The 14,300-nt window shown below is 61.1% G+C and carries 13 protein-coding genes; 12 read left to right on the forward strand and 1 reads right to left on the reverse strand.

Annotation, left to right across the window (positions count from 1 at the left end; genetic code table 11):
• The first annotated feature begins 5 nt into the window (after positions 1–5).
• The 9 genes from PMA3_RS09795 (at position 6) to PMA3_RS09835 (ending at position 10,725) form a co-directional block, all read left to right on the forward strand.
• Complete coding sequence (locus PMA3_RS09795; protein WP_064676948.1) at positions 6–1,544, forward strand: AMP-binding protein; 1,539 nt, start codon at positions 6–8, stop codon at positions 1,542–1,544.
• A gap of 19 nt (positions 1,545–1,563) precedes the next feature.
• Entirely contained in the window at positions 1,564–2,367 is an 804-nt protein-coding gene (locus PMA3_RS09800; protein WP_064676949.1) for an enoyl-CoA hydratase/isomerase family protein, read from the forward strand.
• Between the two features lie 194 nt (positions 2,368–2,561).
• Positions 2,562–3,980 carry a sodium:solute symporter family protein gene (locus PMA3_RS09805; RefSeq protein WP_064676950.1) on the forward strand — a complete coding sequence of 473 codons (1,419 nt, stop codon included), beginning with the start codon at positions 2,562–2,564 and terminating at the stop codon, positions 3,978–3,980.
• Positions 3,981–4,055: 75 nt separating this feature from the next.
• Positions 4,056–5,489: a UbiD family decarboxylase gene (locus PMA3_RS09810; protein WP_064676951.1), complete on the forward strand. Its 1,434-nt coding sequence runs from the start codon at positions 4,056–4,058 to the stop codon at positions 5,487–5,489.
• 78 nt (positions 5,490–5,567) lie between these two features.
• Positions 5,568–6,917: an MFS transporter gene (locus PMA3_RS09815; protein ID WP_082930285.1), complete on the forward strand. Its 1,350-nt coding sequence runs from the start codon at positions 5,568–5,570 to the stop codon at positions 6,915–6,917.
• An 11-nt stretch (positions 6,918–6,928) separates the two neighbouring features.
• Positions 6,929–7,687 (forward strand): SDR family NAD(P)-dependent oxidoreductase, encoded by a 759-nt coding sequence (locus tag PMA3_RS09820; protein ID WP_064676952.1) that lies wholly within the window; start codon positions 6,929–6,931, stop codon positions 7,685–7,687.
• 14 nt (positions 7,688–7,701) lie between these two features.
• The gene (locus PMA3_RS09825; protein WP_064676953.1) at positions 7,702–9,144 is read left to right on the forward strand and encodes an aldehyde dehydrogenase family protein; all 1,443 of its coding nucleotides are present in this window, start codon (positions 7,702–7,704) and stop codon (positions 9,142–9,144) included.
• Positions 9,145–9,164: 20 nt separating this feature from the next.
• Entirely contained in the window at positions 9,165–10,118 is a 954-nt protein-coding gene (locus PMA3_RS09830) for a LysR family transcriptional regulator (protein WP_064676954.1), read from the forward strand.
• Positions 10,102–10,725, forward strand: coding sequence for a UbiX family flavin prenyltransferase (locus PMA3_RS09835; protein ID WP_064676955.1), 624 nt, complete (start codon positions 10,102–10,104; stop codon positions 10,723–10,725). The genes PMA3_RS09830 and PMA3_RS09835 overlap by 17 nt, the downstream gene beginning before the upstream one ends.
• Positions 10,726–10,741: 16 nt before the next feature.
• Here the strand turns inward: PMA3_RS09835 and PMA3_RS09840 are convergent, their stop codons facing one another.
• Positions 10,742–11,521, reverse strand: coding sequence for an alpha/beta fold hydrolase (locus PMA3_RS09840; protein WP_064676956.1), 780 nt, complete (start codon positions 11,519–11,521; stop codon positions 10,742–10,744).
• Positions 11,522–11,611: 90 nt separating this feature from the next.
• Between PMA3_RS09840 and PMA3_RS09845 the strand changes: the two genes are divergently transcribed.
• From PMA3_RS09845 to PMA3_RS33410, 3 genes are all read left to right on the forward strand, one after another.
• Positions 11,612–12,583 (forward strand): XdhC family protein, encoded by a 972-nt coding sequence (locus tag PMA3_RS09845; protein WP_064676957.1) that lies wholly within the window; start codon positions 11,612–11,614, stop codon positions 12,581–12,583.
• 188 nt (positions 12,584–12,771) lie between these two features.
• Positions 12,772–13,626, forward strand: coding sequence for a helix-turn-helix transcriptional regulator (locus tag PMA3_RS09850; protein ID WP_064676958.1), 855 nt, complete (start codon positions 12,772–12,774; stop codon positions 13,624–13,626).
• Between the two features lie 441 nt (positions 13,627–14,067).
• Positions 14,068–14,202 (forward strand): hypothetical protein, encoded by a 135-nt coding sequence (locus PMA3_RS33410; RefSeq protein WP_257784582.1) that lies wholly within the window; start codon positions 14,068–14,070, stop codon positions 14,200–14,202.
• The last annotated feature ends 98 nt before the right edge of the window (positions 14,203–14,300 follow it).

The following is a 14,300-nucleotide window of genomic DNA, read 5'->3' on the forward strand; positions in this document are numbered from 1 at the left end:
CAATAATGTTCGATCTCGGACGCAGTTTCCTCGCTGCCGTTGAACGCCGACCGCACGCCGTGGCGGTCAGTGACGGTGCGTTGAAGAAAACCTATGAAGACTGGTTCGTCGATATCCAGAGCGCAGCGCGGGGCTTGCAACGCCTTGGGCTGCAACGGGGTGACCGACTGCTGGTAGTGATGCAGAACCGCTGGCAGATGGCGACCCTGCATTGGGCCTGTCAGTTTGCGGGCATCGTCATGACGCCGTTGAACTGGCGTTCGACTGCCGAGGAACTGGGCTACTGCATCGAAGATGCGCAAATCCGTGCAGTGGCTTACGACGACGCTACCGTGACCGCCGTGGCCGGTTGCAGCGCCGCCACCAGGCTGCCACGGATCGCCGCGGGACTCCGTGCCGCCAACACCGACCTGAGTTTCGAGGAACTGTGTTCGCAGACCCCCTCCGGCATCATTTTGCAGGCCGATGCCGAAGACTTTTCACTGCTGCTGTACACCTCCGGGACCACCAGCAAGCCCAAGGGCGTGCCCCGTCGGCACCGTAGTGAACGCGCCGCGGCGGTGGCCCACGTCGCGCAAAACCTCTACCGCCAGAGCGAGTGCACGCTGGGTGTCATGCCGCTTTACCACACCATGGGCGTGCGTTCGTTGCTGTCCATGGCGCTGATCGACGGGCATTTCGTCTGTGTGCCGAAGTTCGACGTGGAAGCCACGCTGCAGGCCATCGAGCGGGAAAAGGTCAGCAATCTGTACCTGGTGCCGACGCTCTACCACATGCTCATCGAACACCCGGCTTTTGCCCGCGAGCGAGTAGCCAGTGTCGAGAAAATCGGCTTTGCCGGCGCGCCGATGAGCGATGGCTTGATGCGTCGCGTCGAGCAGGCATTCCAGCCGCAATTGTTCGTCAACCATTACGGCAGCTCGGAAATCTACACCTTCACCATCGACCAGCAGGCCAGTCGCAAACCCGGCTCCTCAGGGCGCAGTGCAATGAACCAGCGAGTGCGCGTGGTGCCGATCGATGCTGAAACGGCGGACAAGCAGGTCAACCCGTTGGAGGAGGGCCAGATCATCGCCGACCTGGCGAGCGACGAGGCGTTCGAAGGCTACCTGAACCGCCCCGAAGCGAACGCCAAGGCGTTGCGTGACGGATGGTATTTCACCGGTGACATCGGCTACTTCGATCTGGAGGGCGATCTGTTCGTCACGGGCCGCGTCGATGACTTGATCATCACCGGCGGCGAAAACGTCAGCCCGGCGGAAATCGAAAACATGCTGTCGCTGCACCCGGCGGTGGAAGAAGTGGTGGTGGTCGGTCTGCCGGACGAGCAGTGGGGCAAGATCATTGCCGCATTTATCAAGCTGCGTGCCGAGGTCTCGGAAGACGACCTTGATGCCCATTGCATCGCTTCGGGCCTGGCCAAATTCAAGCGGCCACGGCGTTACCAGTTCATCGACCAGATTCCCAAATCTCCAGTGGGCAAGGTGCTGCGGCGCGTACTGCTGGCCCAATTCCAGGAACAGGCCTTGAAGGCCATCAGCTAATCATCCAGAGGACACTCCCATGCAACAACAAGCGATCCAGCAATTTCTCGACACTCGGTTCGATGGCTTCCAGGTTGAAGTCGATGTGTCCCGCGAGCGCGCCGACATCATCCTCGACCGGGCGCCATTGAACGTCATTTCCATGGGTCAGCGCGATCAACTGCGCCTGGTCTTCGAAGCCCTCGATGCACACAAGGGGGTGCGCGTCATCGTGCTGCGCTCGGTGGGTGAACACTTCTCCAGCGGCGGCGACATCAAGGGCTTCCTCGAAGCGTCGCCGGAGCACGTTTCGAAGCTGGCCTGGAACGTCGCGGCACCGGCACGTTGCGAAAAACCGGTGATCGTTGCCAACCGCGGCTACACCTTCGGCGTCGGTTTCGAACTGTCCCTGGCCTGCGATTTCCGCATTGCTTCGCAAACCACCCGCTACGCCTTGCCTGAGCAGAACCTGGGGCAGATCCCGGGCTCGGGTGGCTCTGCACGCCTGCAGAAAATCATCGGTATCACCCGCACCAAGCACATGGTGATGCGCGCCAAACGCATCACCGGCGACCAGGCCTATGCCTGGGGTATCGCGACCGAGGTCGTGCCGGATACCGAACTGGAAAGCACCGTCGATGCGCTGGTCGATGAACTGCGGCGCTTCTCGCCGCTGGCCCAGCGCACGGCGAAAAAACTGATCAATGACAACGAAGACGCGCCGCTGACCGTCGCGATCGAAATGGAAGGTCACTGCTACAGCCGTCTGCGCAGTTCCAAGGACTTCAAGGAAGGCGTCGAAGCGTTTCACAGCAAGCGTGTGGCAGTGTTCACCGGCGAGTAAATGCGTACCGGCGAGCAGGCCCGGGAGCATGTCGGAAACGGCGTGCGCCCTTACGGAGCAGGGCCTGCCGCCCCTTCACTGAGACTGATAGGACGCATCAATATTCGTTAATGGAAAACCTGTTGCGGGGCTCTTAGGGTGAGATCGGCTGCACCGAAATCCGTCCAATAAATATAAAAATCGGAGTTCCACTTATGGCTTCTAGCTGGCTGGTATTAACCATCGTGGCCGCCTACATGGTGGTCTTGGCGTTGATCAGTTTCTGGGTTCGACGCTCTACACAAAGCGCGAAAAACTTCACCACCGGAGGCAAGGACTTCCCGGCGGTGCTGATCGGTTTTCTGATGATGTCCGAGTTCATCGGCACTACCGCGAGCATTGGTACGGCCCAGGCGGGTTACACCTATGGCATTTCCGCTGCCTGGAACATCGCCGCCCTGGGCGTCGGTTTCGTGATCTTCTCCATGCTGTTGGCGAAGAAGTACAAGGACCTCGGCGAGAACACCATTTCCGGGGCGCTGGCCCGCACTTACGGCGAGCCGGTACGCTTCGCCACGTCAGTGATCATGATCTGCGCGCTGTCGATCGTTGCGGTCTCGATCTATGCCAGCGGCGGGGCCGTGCTCGCGACCTTGCTGGGCATCGAGCGGACGTCGGCGATCATCATCGTCGGTATTGTTTCGGTGCTGTACGTCGGCATCGGCGGCATGCGTTCGGTGATCTATACCAACGTCTTGCACGCGATAATGATGTACGCCGGGATCATCCTCGCCTTGGGTTTTGCCTTGAGCAAGGTTGGCGGCATGGGCGAGTTGGTGGCGCGACTGCCAGCGCCGATGTTCGAAGTCGACAACGTCGGTTGGCCGAAGATTTTCGCCTGGCTGGTGGCCGGTATCGGCGCGACGTTCGCCACCCAGTACGTGGTGCAGGCAGTGAATACCGTCAGTGACGGGCGCAAGGCCCAACATGCGAGTTTCTACTGCGCGTTGATGTTGATTCCCTACGGCCTGATCGCTGCGATGGTGGGGATGTGCAGCGCGGTGTTGTTTCCGCAGATTCCTTCGTTGCAGGCCTTTCCGCAAATCCTCGGGCACATGCACGAATGGATGGCCGGGATCGTCGTCGCAGGACTGGCCGGGGCGCTGTTCGGCACCATGGCCGCGCTCACCATGGGCATCGCCACATTGTTGCTCAAGGACTTCTATCAGCCGTTCTTCAACCCCCGAGGGGATGATCGCAAGAATCTCAACTTTGCCCGGACCGCGACCATCGTCGCCGGCCTGCTGCCCATCACACTGGCGCTGTACGCCTCCGACGTGCTGGTGGTGACCTTCCTCGCCAAAGCCTTGCGCGCTTCACTCGCGGTGCTGGTGCTGATGGTGTTTTACGCGCCGACATTCGGCACGCGGCAGGGTGCGTTCATCAGCATCATCGCGTCACTGATCATCACCATCGGCTGGTTCCTGATGGGCAATCCCTATGGCATCGACAATGCCTACATCGCACTGGCCACGCCGCTCGTGATCATGACCCTGAGCCATTTGCTGCGCGGTGGCAAACCCGAACATGCCGACAGCACCAGGCCCGTCGGTGCGAGCACTACCGGAAACTGAATCCCGACGATTCAAACGGGCATGCCATCGGGGTGACCGGGCATGCCACCAAAACAATAATGACGAGGTAAGGCCATGCAGCCTGTGACTCTTTCCACCCCCGAAGCCGACAGGGCCGGGGACCTGCCAGCAGGCGCCAGCCTGCGTGGCTGGCTCGACCATTTGCAGCGCCGGCAGCGTTTGACAATGATACGTCCCGGCGTGGACCTGCGTTTCGGCGTTGCAGCGATTGCCAATCGTCTGGACGGCAAGAGCGCTTCACTGTTTCCCCAGCCGGGCGGCCATTCGATCGCGGTGGTGTCCGGTCTGTTGTCCGACCGGCAGTGGATGGCCGAGGCCATGGGCGTGGAGTCCGCTGAAGTGTTGGCGCGTTTCGAGGCGGCCAGCCTCAATCCCCTGCCGTGGCGCGAAGTCAGTGATGCAGTTTGTCAGCAAGTGGTGCATCGCGAGATCGACCTGAATCGACTGCTGCCAATTCCCACCCACAACGAGCACGACAGCGGCCCTTACATCACTGCCGGCCTGTTGATTACCCGCAACCCGCGCACCGGGGTGCAGAACGTTTCGATTCACCGCTTGCAGGTGAGCAGCCCAAATCGCCTGGGCGCGCTGCTGCTGCCACGCCATGCGCTGGCCTTCTTTCAGGAAGTCGAGGCGCTGGGTGAGGATCTGGAGGTGGCGGTGGTCATTGGGGCTGATCCACTGACCTTGCTGGCATCCCAGGCCATCGTGCCCATCGATCACGACGAACTGGAAATTGCCGGTGCGCTGCATGGCCGTCCGCTGGCAGTAACGCGTTGTGTGACCAACCAGATTCGCGTACCTGCCGACGCCGAGATCGTCATCGAGGGCCGGCTGCTGGCCAAGGCGCGGGAGATGGAGGGCCCGTTCGGCGAGTTTCCGCAGTACTACGGCGAGCGCGCCGAACGCCATGTGATCGAAGTCGACGCCGTAACCCATCGTCACGACCCGATCTTTCACACCATCGTCGGCGGCGGCCTGGAACACTTGCTGCTCGGCGGCATCCCGCGCGAAGCGACCATGCTTGCGCACTTGCGCCGCAGCTTTCCGTGCGTGCGTGACGTGCACCTGAGCAAGGGCGGAGTGTGTCGTTATCACCTTTATGTGCAGATCGACAAACGCTCCGAAGGCGAGGGCAAGAACGTCATCCTCGGCGCGCTGGGCGGTCACTACGACATCAAGCACGTCACCGTGGTGGATATGGATGTGGACATTCATGACCCCATGGAAGTCGAGTGGGCTATTGCCACCCGGTTCCAGGCCGACCGCGACCTGGTGCTGATCCACGAATCCCAGGGCTCGAAACTCGATCCGTCCACCCGCGACGGTGTCGGCTCGAAGATGGGCTACGACGCCACGGTGCCGCTGTCGGCACCGACCATGCGCTTCAAGCGAATCCAGGTGCCGGGCCAACAGGAAGTCGAGCTCGACAAGGTGGCGCACGCGGCACCGCAGGACTGGCAGTGCGTGCTCCAGAAGCACGATTGAACCCGGAGGCCGCTGGTGTTCAGCGGCCTGTTCCCGATAGTTCCAACCAGCTCAAGACACGTCTTGTGTGAGGCAACCATGACCACGACAACAACAACTGCACCGCCAACCAGCGCCGCTACCGATACACCGCAGATTCCACCGGGCAAGGCCTTGCTTGCGGCATTTGCTTCGACATTCGGCTGGGCGCTGGATTTGTTTGACCTGTTCATTCTGCTCTACGTGGCGCCGATCATCGGCCGTATGTTCTTCCCCTCGGACACCCCGACACTGTCGCTGGCCGCGGTGTATGCCTCGTTCGCCGTGGCCTTGCTGGTACGTCCGCTGGGCTCGGCGATCTTCGGCGCGTATGCCGACAAACACGGCCGCAAGCGTGCGTTGATGGTGTCGATGGTCGGCGTCGGTATTTCCACGGCACTGTTCGGCGCCTTGCCGACCATTCACCAGGTCGGGGTGTTGGCCCCGATACTGTTTTTGATCTTGCGGATCATTCAGGGCGTTTTCGTTGGCGGCATCGTCGCCTCCACGCACACCATCGGCACCGAATCCATCTCGCCGCGCTATCGCGGCTTGATGTCCGGGTTGATCGGTGGCGCCGGTGCCGGCATGGGCGCGCTGTTGGCGTCATTCACTTATCTGGTGTTGTCGGAGATCTTTCCCGGGGAGGAATTTGACGTCTGGGGCTGGCGCTTCATGTTCTTCTGCGGCTTGCTCAGCACGTTCTTCGGTCTGGTGATGTTCCGTTACCTGGAAGAAACCCCGGTCTGGCAGCAACTGCAACAAGCGCGCAAAACCAAGGGGCCGGCGGTGGTGGCCGTGTCGCCACTCAAGCGTCTGTTCGGTCGCGAGTACCGCGGCGTGATGCTGGTCAACCTGCTGATTACGTTCGGCGGCGGGGCTACGTATTACCTGGCCTGCGGTTATCTGCCGACCTTGCTCAACGTGGTCGCCAAAGTTCCCCATACGCAGACTTCGCAGCTGCTCATGTACGGGTCGGTGGCAACCATTGTCGGAGCACTGGCCTTCGGTTACCTGAGTGACCTGATCGGCCGCAAGAAGACCTTCATGCTGCTGGGCGTGCTCAACCTGGTGAGCTTGCCGATGATGTTCCTCGGTGTCGCCGAGCCGGGTTCGCTGGCCCGCACTGCGCTGTATTGCGTGGGCATTGCCTTCATGGGCGGGGCGATCATCGCGCCGATCCTGATCTTCCTCAACGAACGCTTTGCCACCGAGTTGCGCGCCAGCGGCACCGGGTTGTCCTGGAACATCGGCTTCGCCCTCGGCGGAACCATGCCGACCTTTGTGTCCCTGTTCAGCAGCAGCCCGGCTCAAATCCCCGTGGTGCTGGCGATGTTCGCTGTCGGCCTGTCGGTGATCTACCTGATCGGCAGCGTGGTGATTCCGGAAACCCAAGGCAACTTCAAGTAAAGGAAAACGCAATGAGCAGATTGAAGGGAAAAGTCGCGATCATTACCGGTGCCGCGCAAGGCATCGGTGCCACGTATGCCCAGGCCCTGGCGGCCGAGGGCGCGAAGGTGGTGCTTTGCGATTTGAAGGCGCCTGACGAAACCGCCGCCGCGATCCGTAACAAGGGCGGTACGGCCCTGGCAATCGCTTGTGACGTGACCGACGGTGCCGCGGTTCAAGCCATGGTCGAGGAAGCCGTGGCGCAGTTCAGCGGTGTGCATGTGCTGATCAACAACGCTGCGTTGTTCGCCACCCTGGAACTCAAACCGTTCGAGCAGACCAGCTCGGCGGAATGGGACCGGATCATGGCGGTCAACGTGCGCGGTTCCTTCGAGTGCGCGAAGGCGGTAATGCCGGTGATGCGCCGTCAGGGCTACGGCAAGATCGTCAACATTGCCTCGGCAACGGTTTTCAAAGGCGCACCGATGATGGCGGCGTATGTCGCGTCGAAGGGCGCGGTGATTGCCCTGACTCGCTCCATAGCGCGCGAAGTCGGCGACGCCGGCATCCGCTGCAACTGCCTGGCGCCCGGCCTGACCATGAGCGCCAACGTCCAGGCCAATGCCGCCTGGGCCGGGGATATCGTGCGCAACAACATTGCCAGCCGCTGCATCAAGCGCGAAGCGGTGCCGCAGGATCTGATCGGCGCGCTGCTGTTTTTGTCCAGCACCGACAGCGATTTCATGAGCGGCCAGACCATTGTGGTCGACGGCGGTTCGGTGACCCATTGATTCAAGGAGGACTCATGCAAAGCCAACACTTCATCGATGGACAATGGACCGCTACGGATCGTTGGACCGACAGTCTCGACCCGGCAAACGGTGAGCTGATCGGATGCTTTGCCGACGGCGGCGAGGCCGAAGCTGAAGCGGCGGTGGCCGCCGCCGCCCGAGCCTTCAACGACCCGCAGTGGGCGCAGAATCCACGCCTGCGTCAGCAGCTATTGCTGGAGTGGGCTGCCGGCCTGACAGCGCGTCAGGAACAGCTCGCGCAGTTGCTGACCCGCGAGAACGGCAAGGCATTGGCGCAGTCCCGAGGAGAGATCGGCGGGGCGATTTCCGAGATTCTTTATTACGCCGGCCTGGCCCGGCACAACCCGGGGCACATGCTCGAAGTGGCGCCCGGTGAGTTCTCCAGCATGCTGCGCGAACCCGCCGGAGTGGCGGGGCTGATCATTCCGTGGAATGCCCCGGCGGTGCTGCTGGTGCGTGCTCTGGCGCCGGCGATCGCGGCGGGTTGCACGGTGGTGATCAAACCCGCGCCACAAACGGCGCTGTTCAACGCGGCGATGCTCGAACCGCTGTTCGCGTTGCCGGGCCTGCCGGCAGGGGCGGTCAATCTGTTCACCGAGAGCGGGCATGCCGGGGCAGCACATCTGGTGGCTTCGCCGCGGGTGGATGTGCTCAGCTTCACGGGCTCGACCGCTACCGGCCAGCGCATCATGCGCGACTGCGCGGCGACCATGAAAAAGCTCTCTCTGGAACTGGGTGGGAAGTCCTGCTGCCTGGTCTTTGAAGATGCCGATATTGCCGCCATCGCGCCGAAACTGGCCGCGGCAGCCACCATTATCTCTGGCCAGCAATGCACTGCCGCCCGACGCGTGCTGGTGCATGCCAGCCGCTTCGCCGAAATGAAAACCGCGCTGAGCGCCGCACTGGGGCGGATCCGCCTGGGCAATGGCCTCGATCCAGCGACGAACATGGGACCGCTGATCGACTGGCAATCCCGGGACAACGTCGAGCGACGCATCGGCGAGGCACTGGACAGCTGTGACGAAGTGCTGCTGGCCGGTGGTCGCCCGCAGGGTGAACTGGGCAATGGTGCATTCCTCGCGCCGTCGCTGATCGCCCATCGCGATAGCAGCGCGTTCTTTTGTCAGGAAGAAATTTTCGGCCCGTTGCTGGTGCTGGAGTCCTTCGAAGATGAAGCCGAGGCAGTAGCGCGCGCCAACCATACCGAGTTCGGTCTGTCCGCGAGTGTCTGGACCGGGCAGGGCGCTCGCGCCTGGCGTGTCGCTCGGGCACTGCGCAACGGTACGGTGTGGCTCAACGACCACAACAAATTGTTCGCCGAGGCGGAAACCGGTGGCTACCGCAAGAGCGGCCTGGGGCGCTTGCATGGCGTCGATGCGCTGCTGGATTTCAGCGAGCTCAAACACATTTATCAGAACGTCGGCACGCTCGGTTGAGCGCGCACGCGAGGGTGACTATGGAGCTGCGCCATCTGAAGTATTTCACCTGCCTCTATGAAGAGGGCTCCGTCACCCGGGCTGCACAGCGCTTGAATATCGTGCAACCGGCGTTGTCGATGCAGATCGCCAGGCTTGAGGAAGAACTCGGGCAGACGTTGTTCGAGCGCAGCTCCAAGGGCATGGCGCCGACCGAGGCCGCAGATCAGGCTTATCGCTTGTTCATGCCGATTCTTGGCCAGCTGCTGGCGGCGCGTCAGGCCCTGATCGACCGTAGCGGCCAGATTGGCGGACGCATCAGCGCCGGGCTGATCGCGTCTGCCGCCAACAACGCGTTGGCGAGCACGCTGGCGCATTTCGTCGAGCATCAGCCACAGGTTGAATTGAGCGTCACCTCGGGCTACAGCCAGGAATTGATCGCGAAGGTCCTGACCGGCGTGCTGGATTTCGCGGTCATCAACCAAAGCTTTCAGCATGAGCACCTGATCGGCCACGACATCTTCGATGAGGAGCTACTGGTCGCCACCGGTGCAGCCAATCGCCTCAACGGAGCGTTGCCCTTGCCGTTGGCCAGTCTGGCGGGATTCAAACTGGTGCTGCCCTCGCGTCGTCACGGGTTGCGCAGGGTGATCGACCAGCACCTTGCTGCCCAGGGCATTGAAGTCACCCCGCAGTTGGAGGTGGACGATCTGGCGGTCATCGAGGACTTCTTGCGTCGCAGCGACTGGGTCAGCGTGCTGCCGGCAACCATCCTGCATCGCGGATTGCACGAAGGCGCTTTGCGCGCCTATCCGCTGGCCGCGCCAGGAATCAGCCGGCGCATGGTCTGTGTGCACGACGCCCGTCGACCATTGACCCCGGCGGCAATGCTGTTCATCGAGATGATCGGCAAAACCATGACCACCGCACTCGACACCATCCATTTCTACAAAGAAGGTCCGATAGAGGAAGGCAACCATGGGCACTCCCGGTAATAGCCGGCCGCAGCGGCTGATCGTAGGAATTTCCGGTGCCTCCGGCGCCGTCTATGGCGTGCGTCTGTTGGAGCTGTTGCGCGACACGCCGATTGAAACTCATCTGGTGGTCAGCAAATCGGCGCTGATTACTTTGGCCCATGAAACCGATATGTCCTGGTCCCGGATCAAGACCCTTGCGGACGTCAGCTACGTCAATCAGGACATTGGCGCGGCAATCGCCAGTGGCTCGTTCAAAACCATGGGCATGATCATCGCGCCGTGTTCGATACGCAGCTTGTCGGAGATTGCCAGCGGCGTGACGTCAACACTGCTGACCCGCGCCGCCGACGTGGTGCTCAAGGAACGCCGGCGCCTGGTGCTGATGGTTCGCGAGACGCCACTGCACCGCAATCACCTGCGCAGCATGACCGAGTTGGCCGAACTCGGTGCAGTGATCGCGCCGCCAGTGCCAGCGTTCTATGCCAAGCCGACCAGCCTGGAAGACATGATCGATCACTCCGTTGGCAGGGTGCTGGATATGTTCGATATCGAACTGGGTGTCGTCCGTCGCTGGCGTGAACGGCCGGAGCGCGTAGCAACGCTGGATGAGGTGGTCGATGGTTGAGTCACGTTCGGTACATTCAGGCGGGGAGGCGCTCCAGGAATTCGCAGACCAGCTCCAAGGTCCGCTCGGTCGCTTCGGTCTGGGGAAAGTGCCGGCAGTCATCCAGCAACACACAGCGGCACGGCCCAGGCACCTGTCGTTCGATGACCACCAGTTGCTCGGGCGTGGCGTAGTGGTCTTCGCGACCCTGAATGACCAGCAGCGGCTTTTCGATATAAGCCAACTGCGCTTCAAGATCGTCCAGGGAAAAGTCCGGGTGCAACCAGCTGTCGCTCCAACCGTGAAAAGCGCTGTCGACATTGGTCCCATGGTGGCGTGCCAGGCGTTCGCGCAATTCGCCCTGATGCCAAACCTCGGTGGTATGGCGAATGCCATCGAGGCTCTCGGTCTCGACAATCACATGAGGCGCCAGAGCAATGCTGCCCAACACCCGTGGATCGTTGGCGGCGGCATAGGCGAGGACGATGGATGCACCGTCACTGTGACCGAGCAAGACCACGTGCGGCAGTTGCAAGGCATCGAGCAATTGCCGCAGTTCACGAGGGCCGTCGCTGCTCAGGTAGTTCAGCGGACGCGGCAGGGTTACCGGGCTCGATTGCCCGTAACCCTGCCGGCTGTAAGTGACCACACCGCAACCGCTGGCCTGGGCCAGGCGCAGGGGGAAGTCTTTCCATTGGTCGGCGCTGCCGAGGCCTTCGTGCAGCAGCACAAGCGTCGGTCGCGATGGGTCAGCCGCAGGGATTTGGCGATATTCCAGGCGCAGCGGCCCAAGTTGCAAAAATTGTTGTGGCGACATGTTGAATCAACGATTGAACAAGGTTGCTCGCAGGTTACCGTAAACGTAACCCCGCATGCAGTACCACGCTTTGCTTGAGGTATAGAAAACATGCGCCATCTCGATGTTCAGGTGATCGACCAGGCACTGCAATGGGCTCGCGTCGGGCAGGCACAGTGGCTGTGCACGGTGCTCTCCACCTATGGCTCGGCGCCGCGTGCGCCGGGTGCGATGCTGGTGACCAATGGTGCGGGGGAACACGTCGGCTCGCTGTCCGGTGGCTGCGTCGAGGAGGAGTTCCTCGAAAGCCTGACACGCGGTGAATTACGCGAACCGGCGCAGATCGTCAGTTATGGCGACAGCGTCGAGCAACGCCACCGTCTGCGATTGCCCTGTGGTGGTGTGCTGATCGTGCTGGTCGAGCACCGCGCTGCCAGTCTCGAATGGATCGCGCACCTGGAGAGTCTGCAAGCGGCGTTGCTCGGCCAGCGACGTCTGCAGCGTCATATCGAGCTGAGCAGCGGTGCCTTGCGCCTGGACCCGGACACCGGTCACGGCAGCGAGCGGGTGCAAGTCGTCGACGAAAGTGTGCGCATCAGTGTTGGCCCGGCACTGCGACTGATTCTGGCAGGGCTCTCGCCGGTCGCGGAAGTCTGCGCCAGTTTCGCCCGCGCCATCGGTTGCGAAGTCATCGCCTGCGACCCCCGGGAAGAAATGCTGCATGTACATCTTGAGGGCGTGGAAATGCAGCGTGTGCTGCCCTCGATGTTTATCGCCGCCGGAGGTTGTCACGCAGCGACCGCGGTGGTGGCGTTGACTCACGATCCGCGAATCGATGATCTGGCGCTGATGGAAGCGGTTCACACCCCGGCGTTTTACATCGGCGCCATGGGCTCTCAGGCCACTTCGGCCAAGCGCGCCGAGCGGCTCAAACGCATCGGTGGTCTGACGGATGAACAGATCGCCCGTTTACACATGCCCATCGGCCTCGATCTGGGCAGCAAGGCCCCGGCGGAAATCGCTCTGGCGGTGGTGGCGGATATCCTGCGCGTTTATCACGGGAAAGAGCGCCATGCCTTGTAAAACGGCTTTTCCGACGAACGTGGGGGCTGCGAAAGTCGAGGTAGACGCTCGGTCATTCGCGCGCGATAGTGGTCAGCCAAGTGTTGCTGAACCATGGACCGATCGACGGGCTTGAGAAATAGATAGACGCCCCGATGATATGCATTGAGGCCGATAACGATATCGCTTCAAGCGAGCGGAGGAATCTGATGTCGATTGCTCAACGGGTTTTCCACGGCAGGTTTGGCCGGGTCGCCTTGCTGAACATGGATCGTTCGCTGGTCACCCATACCCATTCCGAATGCCATGTGCTGGTCAAAGTGTCCGGCGAGGACACTTACTTCAACGTCAACGGTCGGCGGGTACCGCTCAGCGATCGCACGGCGGTGCTGGTCAACGCCTGGGAGCCGCATTTCTACGATCCGCAGCCGGGTGCCGGTGCCACCGTCATCTTGGCGCTCTACATCGAGCCCGCCTGGCTGGCCACTGCCCAGCAGTCGCTGGCGCTCAGCGGTCGGCCGGACTTTTTTGCCCAGCCGTGCATCGAGCTGTCGAGCCGTAATCGCACCTTGGCCGACATCCTGGTCGCCGAAGCGCATGGCTGCGGGATCGTGCCGAAAGAACGCATGGAGTTCATGCTGTTCGACTTCCTGATCGAACTGATCGAGGACTTTTCCAGCTGGCGGCATTTGTCGCTATTGGGGGCGCCGAGTTCAGGTGAGTTCCGGGACGCGCGCGTGCGCCGTGGCACCGCCTGGTTGCTTGAGCACCTCGATGATCCGAACCCGATCGACAACGCCGCGCGGGCTTGTGGTCTGTCCCGGGCGCACTTCTTTGCGCTGTTCAAGAAAGATACCGGCATGACGCCGACCCTGTTGCTTAACGACGCGCGGATGCGCCGGGCTTTTGCCTGGCTGGAGCGTGAGCGCAGTGGAACCTTGGGCCTGTTATCGGAGAACCTCGGCTTCTCCGAGCAAGGTCATTTCACGCGGTTCTTTCAGCAACACATCGGCGCCTCTCCCAGCCAGTACCGGAGGGTAGTGGATAGCTATGCGGGGGTTTGAATATCGCCTCAGCTGAATCCTGGTCTGCAAAGGTTCTTTCCTGAAATTCAGACTCCAAGGCAAACGTGCAGACGGCAGCGCAAAACTCCATCGCTCAAGGCAAGGTATTCCCCGTGCCTTTCTCCCACACTCGGCTCTAATGCCAGGGGCCGGGTGTGGTTGGCAAAAGCGTTGGCTATGTCTATAGCCGCTTAACCATCCCCGGTCACAATACTGAAAAATGGCTGGACTCTAGAAAATAAAGACTTTTTACGTATAAATAGTTGCTTAAAATAATATTGGACCAGTATTAGTCGACGACTTAGATTCACATTACAAGAAAAGCAAGAACGTGAGTTGAAAATAATATGGCTAATGATGCGATTCTGGAAACTGTTGGTTTGACCAAAGAGTTCAAAGGATTTACCGCTGTTGAAAATATCAACTTGCGTGTGAAGCAACATGAAGGTTGTGGAGGGGATTTGCGACACTATCACGGTACTTGCCCGCGGCAGTGTGCTCGCCGAGGGTAGTGTCGAACTGCGTGAACATGCCTTGCGGCTGGCTTCGAAAGATGCGGCCACCCCGATCGATTGAAGAAAGTTTGAGATTGAAGTTCTGGTTTTCGTAGGCCTGTTCGGGCTTGCGCGATGTTGTGCAAAAAAAAATCAACTGGATACCTCATCCGCAGATGC

The sequence above is a fragment of the Pseudomonas silesiensis genome, assembly GCF_001661075.1.
Classification (GTDB): Bacteria; Pseudomonadota; Gammaproteobacteria; order Pseudomonadales; family Pseudomonadaceae; genus Aquipseudomonas; species Aquipseudomonas silesiensis.

What these genes read in the sequence shown, in the direction of transcription:
- PMA3_RS09800 (WP_064676949.1), top strand. Translation starts at nt 1,564, where the DNA reads ATGCAACAACAAGCGATCCAGCAATTTCTCGACACTCGGTTCGATGGC.
- PMA3_RS09825 (WP_064676953.1), top strand. Translation starts at nt 7,702, where the DNA reads ATGCAAAGCCAACACTTCATCGATGGACAATGGACCGCTACGGATCGT.
- PMA3_RS09835 (WP_064676955.1), top strand. Translation starts at nt 10,102, where the DNA reads ATGGGCACTCCCGGTAATAGCCGGCCGCAGCGGCTGATCGTAGGAATT.
- PMA3_RS09850 (WP_064676958.1), top strand. Translation starts at nt 12,772, where the DNA reads ATGTCGATTGCTCAACGGGTTTTCCACGGCAGGTTTGGCCGGGTCGCC.
- PMA3_RS09820 (WP_064676952.1), top strand. Translation starts at nt 6,929, where the DNA reads ATGAGCAGATTGAAGGGAAAAGTCGCGATCATTACCGGTGCCGCGCAA.
- PMA3_RS33410 (WP_257784582.1), top strand. Translation starts at nt 14,068, where the DNA reads ATGAAGGTTGTGGAGGGGATTTGCGACACTATCACGGTACTTGCCCGC.
- PMA3_RS09840 (WP_064676956.1), bottom strand. Translation starts at nt 11,521, where the DNA reads ATGTCGCCACAACAATTTTTGCAACTTGGGCCGCTGCGCCTGGAATAT.
- PMA3_RS09815 (WP_082930285.1), top strand. Translation starts at nt 5,568, where the DNA reads ATGACCACGACAACAACAACTGCACCGCCAACCAGCGCCGCTACCGAT.
- PMA3_RS09845 (WP_064676957.1), top strand. Translation starts at nt 11,612, where the DNA reads ATGCGCCATCTCGATGTTCAGGTGATCGACCAGGCACTGCAATGGGCT.
- PMA3_RS09805 (WP_064676950.1), top strand. Translation starts at nt 2,562, where the DNA reads ATGGCTTCTAGCTGGCTGGTATTAACCATCGTGGCCGCCTACATGGTG.
- PMA3_RS09795 (WP_064676948.1), top strand. Translation starts at nt 6, where the DNA reads ATGTTCGATCTCGGACGCAGTTTCCTCGCTGCCGTTGAACGCCGACCG.
- PMA3_RS09810 (WP_064676951.1), top strand. Translation starts at nt 4,056, where the DNA reads ATGCAGCCTGTGACTCTTTCCACCCCCGAAGCCGACAGGGCCGGGGAC.
- PMA3_RS09830 (WP_064676954.1), top strand. Translation starts at nt 9,165, where the DNA reads ATGGAGCTGCGCCATCTGAAGTATTTCACCTGCCTCTATGAAGAGGGC.